We start from the raw sequence: 13,624 nt of genomic DNA, 5'->3' as shown, positions 1-13,624 counted from the left end.
AGTGACCTTATTAGTCATCCAACTGGGTCATGACTTCATCCAAACGGCGAGTCAATTCAGCTACCTGATATTCAAGTTGAGCAATTCGGGTTTCCAGCACGCCGTTGACCGGCTCGCTTGCCAGCTCGTCCGCAGAGGCGGCGGCAACCTCACCGCTAAACAGATGCATATAGCGGCTTTCTCGCTTGCCTGGTTCGCGCGGCAAACGCACCACAAAAGGCCCGTCCTCACGTGTAGCAAGACTTTCCAGCGTTGCCTCTACCTCACTCACGTCGCTGAATTCATGCATACGATTGGTGCGGGTACGCAACTCTCCCGGCGTTTGCGCGCCGCGTAGCAATAATGTGGTGACTATCGCGACTTCCGCGGAAGAAAACTTCAGATGACCGAACTCCGAGTTGCAAAATCGGTGTTCATATTTCATTACCCGGCTATTCACCAGACTTTGGCTCCGAATAACGTGTTTTTTCGTTAGCAGATCGAGCGTTTGCTGCACTTCGCTCTCGGACAGTTCCATCACCGGCTCACGGTTGGTTTTCTGGTTACAGGCGGTGGCGATACCGTTTAGAGACATTGGATATTGCTCCGGTGTTGTCACCTGTTTTTCCAGCAAACAGCCCACTACACGGGCTTCTAACGGGCTTAAACTGTATTTCATCCTAACCTCAGCGCGTTGCTTTCCATTCAGTATCGGTCAATGCCGTCAGCACGTGATCGCGCCACTGACCATCGATGAGCAAATAATCTTTCGCATAACCTTCACGTTCAAAGCCCAATCTGGCCAACAGATCGCCACTGCGGCGATTATGCGGCATATAGTTAGCCATGATTCGGTGCATTTTTTCCTGTCGCTGCATATAGCGAATCAGCGGTTGCAGCGCTTCAAACATTAAGCCCTGTCCCTGCCAGCGTTCGCCAAGAGAATAGCCGAGGAAACAGGCGTGGAATGAACCGCGCATCACATTGCTGAAATTGGCGACGCCGCGCACCTCATTCTCTTCCGGATCGAGCAGAATAAAATAATAGGCGCTGCCCTGTTTATGCATCTCGGCAATCATGCTGAGCCGCGCTTGCCAACCGGAAGGCACGCAGTGGCTTTGATCCCGCACAGGCTCCCAAGGTTTAAGGAATGCCTGATTCTCGGCGTAGTACTCCGCCATCCGGTACGCATCCCGCTCATGAACCAAACGCAGCGACATACGATCGGTTGTCAGGCGTACTTTTGGTGATACTGAATGATAGCCAAACATCGACTCCCCTTAGTTCAGGCGGAACATTAAAAGTGACGATTAATATAACCGTTGCAATGGTCGCGGGTAAAACCGCTATTGACGAGTTATTGCGCAATCAATTCGCAAAAACGATTTTTTTTACCAATTTGCCCGCTAGCTAACATATTGACGATAAAAAAATATTATCAACTCACCATCTATCGCTTCCATCAATTTGGGTACAAACTATCAGGGTAATAATTACCCTTCCTCTCTTTCTATTTTCTGACGGTGAAACATGTCTCTGGTATCGCAAGCGCGCAGCTTGGGTAAGTACTTCTTATTGTTTGATAACTTATTAGTCGTGCTGGGGTTTTTCGTGGTGTTTCCCCTGATATCCATCCGATTTGTCGATCAATTAGGCTGGGCGGCGGTTGTTGTCGGTGCCGCACTGGGATTGAGACAGTTTATTCAACAAGGCCTTGGCATTTTCGGCGGCGCCATTGCCGATCGTTTTGGCGCAAAACCAATGATCGTGATTGGGATGTTGCTGCGCGCGGCGGGTTTTGCCCTGATGGCCATCGCGGATCAGCCGTGGATTCTGTGGCTCGCCTGCGCATTGTCCGCGCTGGGCGGCACATTGTTCGATCCGCCGCGCACCGCGTTGGTGATCAAACTGGTTCGCCCTCATGAACGTGGCCGTTTTTACTCTATTCTCATGATGCAAGATAGCGCCGGTGCAGTGATCGGCGCTCTGCTGGGCAGTTGGCTGCTCCAGTATGATTTTCATCTGGTGTGTTGGGTTGGTGCATTTATTTTTGTGTTGGCCGCGCTGTGGAACGCCTGGCTGCTCCCCGCCTACCGTATTTCAACGGTGCGCACCCCAATGCGGGAAGGCATGCTGCGAGTGATTCGCGACAAACGCTTCCTGACCTATGTCCTGACGCTCACCGGTTATTACATGCTGGCGGTCCAGGTGATGTTGATGCTGCCTATCGTTGTAAACGAAGTGGCCGGTTCTCCGGCGGCGGTAAAATGGATGTATGCCATTGAAGCCGCGCTGTCATTGACGTTGCTGTATCCGATCGCCCGCTGGAGCGAAAAGCATTTTCGTCTGGAACAACGGCTGATGACCGGCCTGTTTATTATGAGCATCAGCATGTTCCCTATCGGGTTAACCGACAGTTTGCAAACATTATTAATGCTGATCTGCTTCTTCTATTTGGGTTCCATTATTGCCGAGCCAGCGCGGGAAACCCTGAGCGCCTCGCTGGCAGATGCGCGTGCCAGAGGTAGCTATATGGGCTTTAGCCGTTTAGGTTTGGCATTGGGTGGCGCACTAGGCTACACCGGTGGCGGCTGGATGTACGACACAGGCAAAAGCCTGTCTTTGCCGCAGCTCCCTTGGTTCCTACTCGGAATCATCGGCCTGATTACGCTGGCTGGATTATATTGGCAGTTTAATCAACGGCGTATCGAACCGGCAATGTTAAGTGGCAGCTAATCTTGCCACAAGTGACCGAATCAAATGGATAGCCAGGCTTAAACAGTGAGTTATTCCTATGTTGAAAGTGATTGCGCAAGATTTTGTTCATCCTGAACATATCGATAAAGTCATGCCGCTATACCGGGAATGAGTAGGAAAAACCTTGCAGGAGCCGCTTTGTCACGCTTATGAGTTGTGTATCAACCAAAAAGATCCCGGCCATTTCCTTTTTATCGAGCAATGGCCGGATCGCGTCGCGCTGGATACCCACTGCAAAACCGAGCATTTCAGGCGTCTGGTTCCGCAAATAGACAGTTACCAACGACAGGCAGGCACTTTTTTGCTGATGGACACTTTCGAGAATCAGGAATAAACGCGCCTAAAACCGGGTCTGGTTAATTAAATCATCGGACACAGAGTTATCCGATTGGCAGTTTCTCCCCGCTCCCGCACTATCCAGCCTTATTTCTGAACGCCACCAATGGCGTTGCAACGGCAGAAACCGGTTACAAATTCCAACCCAAGGTCTAACCGGTTACTATTAGCCAAATTTGCGGTTCAACGAGGTCATAATGAGAAAGCTACTTTGGGGCGCTGCCGCTCTGATTTTTGTCGGTGCCATTGCCGGCTGCAACCCACTGACACAGTACACGCTAACCGAGCAAGAAATTAACGAGTATCTGCAAAAACACAATCATTACGAGAAACAGATTGGCGTGCCGGGGCTGGTGGATGCCCATATTACCCTGAGCCAATTACAGAGCCAGATAGGGCGCGCCGAGCCGGGTAAAGTGACGCTAACCGGCAATGCGCAGGTGAAAATCAGTTCGATCCTCGGCCCGCAGAACGCCGATATGCAGCTGACGCTGAAAGCGCAGCCGGTATTCGATCGCGAGAAAGGGGCTATTTTCCTGAAAGATATGGAAGTGACCGATTATAAAGTCCAACCAGAAAAAATGGATTCGGCGATGAGTATGTTAAAACCCTATTTGAATCAGTCACTAAAATCGTATTTTGACCAACAACCGGCCTATGTATTAGATGCTGACAAAAGTAAAACCGAAGCTATGGCGAAAAAACTGGCTAAAGGACTGGAAGTTAAACCGGGGATGTTAATCGTACCCTTTACTGACTAAAACCTGCGTTTACTGAACAATCATACCAGCCCGCCGATCGGCGGGCTTTTTGATCGTCCAGGCTAGGCAAACCTACGGTTTATTCTGCCTCGGGCTCGTCTTCTTCTTCCGCCAGCTCATCGCGCATAGCCTGAAGCGCTTCGCGAGTTAACTGCGCTAGCGTGCGGTAAAAACCGGTCGCCGCATGGGCTTCCACTTTACCGAGGAAACGCCCGCACCACGGGAACAGGAAATCATCAAACAGAGCAATCTGCGCCTGAACTTCGTCTTCCTGCGCCTGATCTTCCAGCCAGGAGGCGGCCAGTAGCAGAGAGCCAAAGTGATCTACCGGCCCGTCGTTTAACGGCATACCGCGTTGTTGCAAGAAAGCGCGTAACTCTGCTTCCGGACGTGCGTCTTCCCATTGAGAAGCAAAAGGCGAAACGCTGCATTCACTGCCGGTAAATAACGCGGCATAATCATCGGCCAGCGCCTGCGGCTGATATTCCTGCTGCAAACGCGCCAGCAGATCGCCTTGCTCCAGCGGCCAATGTTGCTCCAGCTTCCCCTGTTCAATCAGAGTAAACAGCGGCGCTAACAGCGGATCTTGTGGTTGACGATAAAACAGCGAACCCAAAACCCGGCAAACCAGCGAAAAATCATTCATAAAACTGTCCTAATCCATTTGTCTATGGGTCTACGGCGGTAAATGTTTTTCGCAGCAAACGCTTTTACTACGCTGACCATTTACTACGGTAACTATTTTTCTGCGCTAACATTGGGCGTGACGATGTCACATATCGGCTAATTCCGCAATGGCCGGGCGGCCTCGCAGTTCGAGGAAATTCAGTAAACGGCGCGGGCTTACGTTCAAAATGCGATCTTCTGGGAACCCCACATCAGCAATTATGCGTTCGCAGTGATCAAAAATCCCCAGCGAAAATGCCACGTGAGAATCAGACCCCAGCGCCAGCCAGCCCCCCGCATTCCGCACCGCTTCGGCAATAGCGCGGCAGTTGGCTTCACTGCCTTTACGGGAATGAGTAAAGGATGAATTGTTCAACTCCAGCGCCACCTGATATTTTGCTGCCGCCGCCGCAACGGCGGGAATATCGACCGGAAACTTCGGATTTCCCGGGTGGCTGATAATGTGCACATCGCCCTGCGCCATCGCAGCAATCATTGCCTGGGTATGAGCGGCTTTGTCCTGCGGCGGAAAGACCGGTTCATGGAAACCGGCGATCACCAGATCCACCGCGTCCAGCATCGGGCCGGTGCAATCAATATCCCCGTCCAGATTTTTAATATTCGCTTCAATACCGCGTAGAATACCCACGCCATCAACCAAGCGTGGCCACACTTTCATATTCATAAAGTGCCAATAGTGGGGAGCATCAGCCATATCTGGGCCGTGATCGGTAATCGCAAACAGCTGAATATTCTTTTGTTTCGCTTCGGCGATGTAATCATGCAGGGTACTGTAAGCGTGGGTGCTGGCGACTGTGTGCATATGCAAATCAACTGGATACATAACTACTCCGCGGGTTCTTATTCTCAGTTTGTCAGGCAAAACATAGTACGCTAAGCATAGCAGGAATCCCCCGCGCAGCCGAGCTGAAACCCATGTTTTGCCTGCTGGAATCAGTAACCACGCGCCACATCCACCAGACCCTGCGGTTGCTTGCCCGCTTCAATCAGCTTGATATTCTCGGCCACCTGATCCATCGCCACTTCAGGTAAAGTAATGGCGGCAATATGCGGCGTAATGGTCACTCGCGGATGCGTCCAGAATGGATGCATACTCTGTAGAGGTTCTTCGGCAAAAACGTCCAGCGTAGCGGCCGCAACTTGCCCTTCACTCATCGCCGCCAGCAGATCCCGCTCCAGCAAATGCACGCCGCGAGCCAGATTGATCACATAAGCCCGCTTATTCAATTGGGAGAACAGCGAACCATTGAGAATGCCCACAGTTTCCGGCGTATTCGGCAACAAGTTGATCAACAATTGCGTCCCTTTGAGAAAATCGCCCAGTTGCGCACCACCGGCATAGCTTTCAATGCCGTCAATGTGTTTTGGCGTTCGGCTCCAGCAACGCACGTTAAAGCCAAAACCCGCCAGCTTTTGTGCCACGCTTTTGCCCAACACGCCCGCCCCCATGATCCCCACAACGAAATTATCATGCTGATGAGGCGGCAGAGGCAGCCACAGTTTTTGCTCCTGCTGCAACTGATACTCATCCATCCGGCGGAAATAACGCAGCACGCTACTCACCGCATATTCCTGCATCTGCAACGCCATGCCGGTATCTTCCAGTCGCACCAACGGCACTCCGGCAGGCAAAGTCCCGGGGTGACGGCGCTCCTGATCCAAAATGGCATCCACGCCTGCGCCCAACGCAAACAGGCCTTTCAGTTGTTGGCGCTTAGCCAGCATTTCGTGAGGCGGATTCCATACCAGGGCATAATCTGCCGGTTGGTTATCACCCCGCTGCCATTGACGAATATTTGCCTGCGGTAAACGAGTCTTCATGCCCGTTAGCCACAGTTGGGCATCGAAAAAGGGGTGATAAAAAATAATATTCATGATCTGTAGGCTCCTAGCATAAGTCACCCTAGATTTCCGCGATTAGCGGTGAGATGCAAGGGCGAAACCGGAGAAATTTCGCCCTAAATCTGAATAATGCCAGTGGGTTAACGGTTTTGCGCTGTCAGCTTGCTTTGCGCAGATAATTGCCCTTCCTGAATCAGACGACGCAACAACGGAATCAGCACAATTAGCACCGCGCCGGTCAGCAAAGAACCCCAGCCCAGCATGTTGAAAATATGGCTGTAGCCCGGATTGGTTTCTATCGGCGTGCTGCCGCTATTAGTCGGCATCATGCCAGAGACATAGCCCGCCAAAACTGATGCCACGCCGGTCACCATCATCCAGCATCCCATCATTACACCCTGATAGCGCGGCGGAGCCAGTTTGCCGATCATGGCGTATCCGATCGGTGAAATCAGCAATTCCCCCGTACTTTGCAGTACATAACTCAGCGCAATCCATTTAAACGCCACCAGCCCGTCGCCTCCCGCCAGTTGAATTCCCAGCGGCAGAACCAGCATGCCCATCCCCATGCACAAAAGCGCACCAGAAAATTGAAGAGGAACATCAATAGAGAAACCGCGTTTACGCAAGCGACTAAACCACAGCGCCATCAGTGGCCCACCGATCACAATCACCAATGTATTGATGTTCTGAATCCATTGCGGAGCCACGCGCCAGCCGTAAACGTTCAAATCGATATTATGTTCAGCAAACAACATCAGCCCCATCGGAGCCAACTGGTACAACGCCCAAAAGACCAATGAGCCTGCGGCCAGCAACATGTAGGCCACCATACGACGGCGCTCGACGTGAGGATGATGGCGAGCCGTGACTACGCCTAGCATCACAAAAACAGCGACGCCGATGGCGATAACAAAATAGCTGCTAAAACCGGCGTGAGTCAGCAACAAACGAATGATGGGAACCAAAGCAATCAGCACCAAAATACCCACCAGCATTCGCCATTTGGCCTGCTTTGCTCCGGCCTGCTGTAGCGGCGTATTGGTGTCTCTCAATATGTGCCAGCGAGATAAAGTAATCACAATCGCCAGTAGGTTACCCAAAGTGGCAAACAGGAACAGTGCTCGATAGTTTTCACTCAGTTGGAAATAACCGGCAACGGCAAAACCGAGGAAGAAACCCAAATTCATGCCGGCGTAATTCCACAGGAAAGCCGATTCGCGGCGATCGTCATCCGGCATAAATCTCTGAGTCAGCATCATATTCAGGCAGGTTACATTCAGGCCGCTGCCGGTCAGGAACATCGCCAGCCCCCAATACAGTCCCCACAGGCCATAAACCGCGATCAGCCAGCAACCAATAACCTGTAGTACCATGCCCAGCACAAATAGATTTCGATTGCTCAGGTAGCGCCCACCCAAATAACCACCGAATAAATGCAGCCCATAGTTAAATGCGCCGAATACGCCCATGATGGCATTGGCGTTGCTCTCACTGAACCCCAAACGCTTGGTGGCATAGAGCACCAGCGTGGAATAAAGCACGGCAAAACCTAACGTGGCAAAGGTTTGGATGAAGAATAAAGTCCCGGTTCCGGCTGGAATCGGCTGCGGTAGATCATCACTGAGCTGCGGTGCGGAATCTGACTGTTCCAAAATTTACCCCTAATACTAATCCGACTAAAGATACTATTTCGACTAAAGATACTATTTCGACTAAAGATGCTATTTCGACTAAAGATACTATCTCGACTAAAAGTGCTCTTCCGACTAAAAATACTATTCCGACCAAAAGTACGACTGGCCGTAGTTTTGCTCAGATAGCCGCGCAGGCAGAGGTACTTTCGTTCGGTATTTCAATCCCATCAAGCCGATTATTTAGCGACATTTTTGACTATAACTCCAGTAACAAAGCCCGTTAACCTCATAATTAAGCACTAATTGTGCGAATTAATCGCCTAATTATGCACAAAAGTACAAATAATCATCTATTTGTCTGACAAAAATATTTTCTGCGAGAGATTTACAACGACGCGACGGTTTTGTGGAAATAAATGCCGATGAAATCAGCAAATTGATGCAACTTTAGCTAAACAGTCATAAACAATACACAAGAGGGTTGACGCTGAGCTTGGTTTTCCCTACATTACGCCGGTCGACAACGTTTGGCGTTGGCGACAACAATACGGTGAGGTGTCTGAGTGGCTGAAGGAGCACGCCTGGAAAGTGTGTATACGCGCAAGCGTATCGAGGGTTCGAACCCCTCCCTCACCGCCATATTGAGTACCGGATGATGCAGTTAGTCCTCCGCAAGAAGAACGGCAATCCACAGTAGGGAAAGCGATTTCCCACTGAATGTGATTGCCGTTTTTTTTTATCTAAAACCAGCCAAACCTGACGCTTCCCCATTCCCTGTGCTTTTCCCTGATTAATCACTTTTCGCTACCGTTCTGTTGAATAAGAAATAGATAGAACCTGTTAAATTTGATTATGCCAACCCCTAATTCCGCCATGCTAAAACATCTGAGCCAAAACATCGCTTGGCGACAAAATGCTATGCGTTTCAACATCTCTATGGACAGGGGTATTCTCATGAAATTACGCACGTTATTTTATCTCTCTTCCCTCACACTGTTGCCCAGCCTGCTCCCCGCTCAGGCGGCACCGTTAATCGTCGCTCATCGCGGCGGTACAGCGGATTTGCCGGAAAACACCGTAACAGCGATTCAACACGCACTGGAACATCATGCGGATATTATCTGGATTAGCGTCCAACTCACTAGCGATAACATTCCCGTACTTTTCCGTTCGAAAAATCTGAATGCCACAACTGATGGAGAAGGTACCGTGGCTGAATTAACCCTTGAAGAGCTCCAAAAGCTGGATGCGGGTTATAAATTTAAATCTGAAGGAGAATACAAATTCAGAGGGTTGGGAATAAAAATCCCCACGCTGGCCAGCGTATTAAACAAATTTCCTACGACAAAATTCTTTATCGACATAAAAGATCATACAAAAGACTTTGGTCGCGTGGCTCAATATATCTCGGCGGTCATTACGGACAGCAACGCGGCGGGCAGAACCCGAGTTTATTCAACCAAGCATCGGTTTTTCAAAGAGCTGGGGCCAGAGATCAGAACATTTGCACCGCGCAGCCATACGCGTAAAACGCTGGCTAATGTACTAATGGCTGATGATTGTCGGGTTGACGACAGAATGGAAGCGCAGAAACTGGAATATCATGCTTTTGAATTACGTGCGCCGGTATCTGTGGTTGAAACCTTAACGCTGGGTAGAGGGCAATCAGCAGCGACTATGGTGTGGAATCAAAAAGTGACTCATTGTTTTAAACGCAATTCATTGAGCAAATTGATGTTAATAGGTATTAATTCGCAATCTGATTATAATTTAGCGAAAGCGCTTCAGGCCGATTTTGTGATGGTAGATTCGCCACAGCAAGCGGAACTCTGGCAAAAATAACGCGGATTTGCGGGGTATTTCCGCAAGTTGACGGTGAATTAAGCAAGCGAATGGTTTCACGTAAATTCTTCTTGACCCTCAAGGCCCCTATCCCTATAGTACCGCCCCGTTGCAGTGTTTAACGCTGTAACAACACGGTGAGGTGTCTGAGTGGCTGAAGGAGCACGCCTGGAAAGTGTGTATACGCGTAAGTGTATCGAGGGTTCGAACCCCTCTCTCACCGCCATATTCGAGCTAAAGGCTCCGACGAAAGTCGGGGCCTTTAACTTTTGTGCCATCCCCAAAAAGTACCTGGTAGTACTCATCGGCTATAACGGGCTATTACGCCGCGGCTGTCGCTTTCCAACGCCCCTGATGCAATCTCCCAACGGAGAGAATGGCATCAGTTTGCTATAAACCACCTGATTTCGTCCCTGCCGTTTAGCCTGATACAGCGCATCGTCCGCCATTTTTATCGCCTTCACCATCGACATTCCCGGTAAATACAGCGAAACGCCAATAGAAATAGTGATCCTGACTTTGCGTCCATCGCTTAACGTCACTTCTAGCTGTTGAATATTTTCTCGAATGCGCTCCGCCATCACTTTCATATTTTCCGGATGGTGGCTTTCGGTAATAATGATAAATTCCTCGCCCCCGAAGCGGCCAACAAAATCGAGACTTCTCACGGATTGCTTCAAAATCTCACCCACACTGGAAAGAATCAAATCTCCCGCGCCGTGACCGTAATTATCGTTAACCGATTTAAATTTATCCAGATCCAGTATTAATAACCCACAGGCGCGCCTTAACGTACTTAATTGCTTTAAGTGGAAATCAACGCTAGCGCGGTTATTTAAGCGGGTAAGATTATCGACGTTCGCTCGCTCTTTCATAGCAAAATAAGCATGAATATGGCGTTCTTTAAAATTCAATGCGTGAAAACAAATAGCCAGACACAAAGCAGATGACGCCAGATAAATCAATGTAGACGGCCACAAATGTCCATAGTTGAGAAAAGTCGCGCCGACGCAGATACGGTAAACGGCAATAACTGCGATAGTGAGATAGAAAACCCGATTGCTCTTTCTTTCCCACACTTTGGATAACAGCAGCGGAAAGATGATTAAGACAATCAGTATATTATCCAGCGTAAACAGACCGGTAAAAATAATGTTAATGGCTAAAGCCACTAAACCACTGAGCCAGCCGCCGTAAAATGTCGCCAAAATGATCGGTAATATTTCAAAACTATAAAAGAAGCTGTTGATGATAATGAATTTGTCCTGATTCAAATACAGCGATATCAGGCCGGAAACCAGACCAAACAGCAAACGTTTCCATCTTTCACCGTCATAGGAAAACGGCGTATTTTTACTCAAAGCGAAATAGCTGATAGATAGCGATGCGTAAGTGACACTAGCATCGTTAAACAGCGATGAGAGAGTTGTGGTGAAACTCACGGAAAATGAAACTTATGCTGTATTGTCATCATTATGTTCACTTTACCTATAGCCATCAGCGCGACCCGTCGTCTTCAAATAATATTGCTTTCTGCCCTCGTTATAACCTAATCATGCCAGCATAATATAGATTACCTCAAGGGCTTCTCATTTAAATCTTAGCTACGTAAAGCAATTCCACAGGGAAATTTTCATTATTGCTGCTCTCTTACACTTTCCTGCCACATTACCCAGCGTTTTTTACGCCACCCACGCCCCCCAAATATTGAGTGCAAAGTAATCATTATTATTCTCTTTTACTCATTAGTAATAAATATTCATCTATAACTGATAAAAGTTCATAAAATGAATAAATATCGATGCTTTAATCCGTTATCTGACGTGCTTTTTACGCTTATAAGGACATTTTAAAACCCCCTGTTATCCTTATTCCGATCAGAGATTGATATACATCTAGATCTCTGCCCCACATTTGGCGTATCGTTGATATTCACTACTCGAGACGGACCCCTATTGGCCCGCCATTTATTTTGTCTTTTCCTTATTTGGTTTGCACCTTAGATGAAAACGCACGGAATTAACGGCATTAGGCCGTTCAGCGCGCTTATTGAAGCTTGCTGGCGAGAAACCTATACACTTCAACGATTTATTAAAGACATAATTGCCGGCATCACCGTCGGGATTATTGCCATTCCTTTAGCGATGGCCTTGGCTATTGCCAGCGGCGTACCTCCGCAATATGGCCTGTATACCTCCGCTATTGCCGGTATTGTCATTGCAGTCAGCGGCGGTTCGCGTTACAGCGTCTCCGGCCCTACCGCCGCTTTTGTGGTGATCTTATTCCCGGTCTCACAGCAGTTCGGCCTCGCGGGATTATTGCTAGCCACGCTGATGTCTGGTCTGTTTTTACTCTGCATGGGATTAGCACGGCTGGGACGATTGATTGAATATATTCCGCTATCGGTAACGCTCGGATTTACTTCCGGGATTGCCATCACCATTGCCACCATGCAGGTAAAAGACTTTTTTGGTCTACAGATGGAGGTCGTGCCGGAAAATTATATGAGTAAAGTTTCAGCGCTGGTGCAGGCGCTTCCGAGCCTTAATTTCAGCGATACCTTAATCGGCAGCGTGACGCTGCTGGTCTTGATTTTCTGGCCGAGGCTTGGGATTAAGTTACCGGGTCACTTACCTGCGCTAGTGGCAGGCACCGCTGTCATGTGGGTTTTGTCTCTGTTCGACCAGCAAGTGGCAACCATTGGTTCAAAGTTCAGCTATATGCTGGCCGATGGTACCTACGGACAAGGAATCCCACCGATTCTGCCGCAGTTCGTACTGCCGTGGAACCTGCCGGCCGCTCATGGGCAAGAGTTTACTCTGAGCTGGGCCACGGTATCCGCTCTGCTACCCGCCGCCTTCACCATGGCGATGCTCGGTGCCATTGAGTCGCTGCTATGCGCTGTCGTGCTGGACGGGATGACCGGCCAGAAACACCGTCCAAACAGCGAGCTGGTGGGCCAAGGCCTGGGAAATATGATTGCGCCATTCTTCGGCGGAATCACGGCAACAGCGGCCATCGCTCGCTCAGCCGCCAACGTGCGCGCGGGAGCGACTTCCCCGATTTCTGCGGTGGTACACGCCCTGCTGGTGCTGCTGGCGTTATTGATATTGGCGCCAATGCTGTCTTATCTACCGCTGGCGGCAATGGCCTCCCTGCTGCTGATCGTGGCGTGGAACATGAGCGAAGCGCACAAAGTGGTAGATTTACTGCGGCGGGCGCCAAAAGACGACATTATCGTCATGCTGCTGTGTATGAGCCTGACGGTGCTATTCGATATGGTTATCGCTATCACCGTTGGTATCGTGCTGGCTTCCCTGCTGTTTATGCGCCGCATTGCCCGTATGACTCGCCTCAGCCCGTTGTCCGGCGCTCAGGATAATCAAACGCTGATTTTACGAGTCAACGGCCCGCTGTTTTTCGCCGCTGCTGAGCGTATTTTCAATGAGTTGCTAGAAATGAGCGAGAATCGACGAACCATTGTCTTACAGTGGGACGCAGTTCCGGTGCTGGATGCTGGCGGTTTGAACGCCTTCCTGCGCTTTGTGGAAGCCCTACCAGAAGGCCGGGAGCTGATAATTACCGATACGCCGTTCCAGCCATTGAAAACGCTGGCGCGGGCTAGAGTGAAGCCGATTCCAGGCAAGCTGAGCTTCTACGGCTCTCTACCCGAGGCGCTCGCAGCGCTGAAACAACGTTAAAACCGAATTGGTCACAACAGAAAGGGCAGCATAGTTATCCACCACGCTGCCCTTTTGTATCGCTTTAGTGCGCGAAATAACT

11 protein-coding genes, 2 tRNA genes and 1 pseudogene are annotated in these 13,624 nt (G+C 49.8%); 7 read left to right on the top strand and 7 right to left on the bottom strand.

The features are described 5' to 3' along the window. Positions 1-10: 10 nt before the first annotated feature. A complete protein-coding gene (locus DBA33_RS13675; protein ID WP_064513442.1) occupies positions 11-658 on the bottom strand; it encodes a YceH family protein in 648 nt (215 codons plus the stop codon). Between the two features lie 7 nt (positions 659-665). Then, entirely contained in the window at positions 666-1,250 is a 585-nt protein-coding gene (rimJ, locus tag DBA33_RS13670; RefSeq protein WP_064513441.1) for a ribosomal protein S5-alanine N-acetyltransferase, read from the bottom strand. A gap of 259 nt (positions 1,251-1,509) precedes the next feature. Between rimJ and mdtH the strand changes: the two genes are divergently transcribed. The 3 genes and pseudogenes from mdtH (at position 1,510) to DBA33_RS13655 (ending at position 3,833) form a co-directional block, all read left to right on the top strand. Then, on the top strand, positions 1,510-2,715 hold the full coding sequence (gene mdtH / locus DBA33_RS13665) for a multidrug efflux MFS transporter MdtH (RefSeq protein ID WP_064513438.1): 1,206 nt from the start codon (positions 1,510-1,512) through the stop codon (positions 2,713-2,715). Between the two features lie 58 nt (positions 2,716-2,773). Continuing rightward, positions 2,774-3,070: pseudogene (locus tag DBA33_RS13660) on the top strand (putative quinol monooxygenase). 199 nt (positions 3,071-3,269) lie between these two features. Then, positions 3,270-3,833 (top strand): lipoprotein, encoded by a 564-nt coding sequence (locus tag DBA33_RS13655; RefSeq protein ID WP_064513436.1) that lies wholly within the window; start codon positions 3,270-3,272, stop codon positions 3,831-3,833. 79 nt (positions 3,834-3,912) lie between these two features. On the opposite strand, the gene DBA33_RS13650 is transcribed toward DBA33_RS13655, so the two are convergent. The 4 genes from DBA33_RS13650 to DBA33_RS13635 form a co-directional block, all read right to left on the bottom strand. After that, positions 3,913-4,479: a molecular chaperone gene (locus DBA33_RS13650; protein WP_049597661.1), complete on the bottom strand. Its 567-nt coding sequence runs from the start codon at positions 4,477-4,479 to the stop codon at positions 3,913-3,915. A gap of 126 nt (positions 4,480-4,605) precedes the next feature. Then, positions 4,606-5,343, bottom strand: a complete 738-nt coding sequence (locus DBA33_RS13645) for a phosphatase (RefSeq protein ID WP_064513433.1) — start codon at positions 5,341-5,343, stop codon at positions 4,606-4,608. Between the two features lie 110 nt (positions 5,344-5,453). Beyond that, the gene (gene ghrA / locus DBA33_RS13640) at positions 5,454-6,395 is read right to left on the bottom strand and encodes a glyoxylate/hydroxypyruvate reductase GhrA (RefSeq protein ID WP_120806649.1); all 942 of its coding nucleotides are present in this window, start codon (positions 6,393-6,395) and stop codon (positions 5,454-5,456) included. 107 nt (positions 6,396-6,502) lie between these two features. Continuing rightward, complete coding sequence (locus DBA33_RS13635; RefSeq protein WP_120806661.1) at positions 6,503-7,966, bottom strand: oligopeptide:H+ symporter; 1,464 nt, start codon at positions 7,964-7,966, stop codon at positions 6,503-6,505. 582 nt (positions 7,967-8,548) lie between these two features. On the opposite strand from DBA33_RS13635, the gene DBA33_RS13630 reads away from it, so the two are divergent. From DBA33_RS13630 to DBA33_RS13620, 3 genes are all read left to right on the top strand, one after another. Further along, a tRNA-Ser gene (locus DBA33_RS13630) sits at positions 8,549-8,638 on the top strand. Between the two features lie 315 nt (positions 8,639-8,953). Further along, positions 8,954-9,841 carry a glycerophosphodiester phosphodiesterase family protein gene (locus DBA33_RS13625; RefSeq protein ID WP_064513428.1) on the top strand — a complete coding sequence of 296 codons (888 nt, stop codon included), beginning with the start codon at positions 8,954-8,956 and terminating at the stop codon, positions 9,839-9,841. 136 nt (positions 9,842-9,977) lie between these two features. Then, positions 9,978-10,067 (top strand) — tRNA-Ser (locus DBA33_RS13620). Between the two features lie 82 nt (positions 10,068-10,149). Here the strand turns inward: DBA33_RS13620 and DBA33_RS13615 are convergent. Continuing rightward, entirely contained in the window at positions 10,150-11,283 is a 1,134-nt protein-coding gene (locus tag DBA33_RS13615; RefSeq protein WP_120806648.1) for a GGDEF domain-containing protein, read from the bottom strand. Between the two features lie 561 nt (positions 11,284-11,844). Here DBA33_RS13615 and dauA point away from each other — a divergent pair. After that, complete coding sequence (dauA, locus tag DBA33_RS13610) at positions 11,845-13,542, top strand: C4-dicarboxylic acid transporter DauA (protein ID WP_064513424.1); 1,698 nt, start codon at positions 11,845-11,847, stop codon at positions 13,540-13,542. The last annotated feature ends 82 nt before the right edge of the window (positions 13,543-13,624 follow it).

Origin of the sequence: Yersinia sp. IP36721 (genome assembly GCF_003634395.1) — a bacterium.
GTDB classification, from domain to species: domain Bacteria; phylum Pseudomonadota; class Gammaproteobacteria; order Enterobacterales; family Enterobacteriaceae; genus Yersinia; species Yersinia entomophaga.
The sequence above is the reverse complement of the archived record's forward strand: the minus strand, read 5'-3'. Positions and strand labels throughout refer to the sequence as shown.

Coding starts and splice junctions, on each gene's coding strand:
- DBA33_RS13650 (WP_049597661.1), bottom strand. CDS start 4,479: ATGAATGATTTTTCGCTGGTTTGCCGGGTTTTGGGTTCGCTGTTTTAT.
- ghrA (WP_120806649.1), bottom strand. CDS start 6,395: ATGAATATTATTTTTTATCACCCCTTTTTCGATGCCCAACTGTGGCTA.
- DBA33_RS13645 (WP_064513433.1), bottom strand. CDS start 5,343: ATGTATCCAGTTGATTTGCATATGCACACAGTCGCCAGCACCCACGCT.
- DBA33_RS13675 (WP_064513442.1), bottom strand. CDS start 658: ATGAAATACAGTTTAAGCCCGTTAGAAGCCCGTGTAGTGGGCTGTTTG.
- rimJ (WP_064513441.1), bottom strand. CDS start 1,250: ATGTTTGGCTATCATTCAGTATCACCAAAAGTACGCCTGACAACCGAT.
- DBA33_RS13655 (WP_064513436.1), top strand. CDS start 3,270: ATGAGAAAGCTACTTTGGGGCGCTGCCGCTCTGATTTTTGTCGGTGCC.
- dauA (WP_064513424.1), top strand. CDS start 11,845: ATGAAAACGCACGGAATTAACGGCATTAGGCCGTTCAGCGCGCTTATT.
- mdtH (WP_064513438.1), top strand. CDS start 1,510: ATGTCTCTGGTATCGCAAGCGCGCAGCTTGGGTAAGTACTTCTTATTG.
- DBA33_RS13625 (WP_064513428.1), top strand. CDS start 8,954: ATGAAATTACGCACGTTATTTTATCTCTCTTCCCTCACACTGTTGCCC.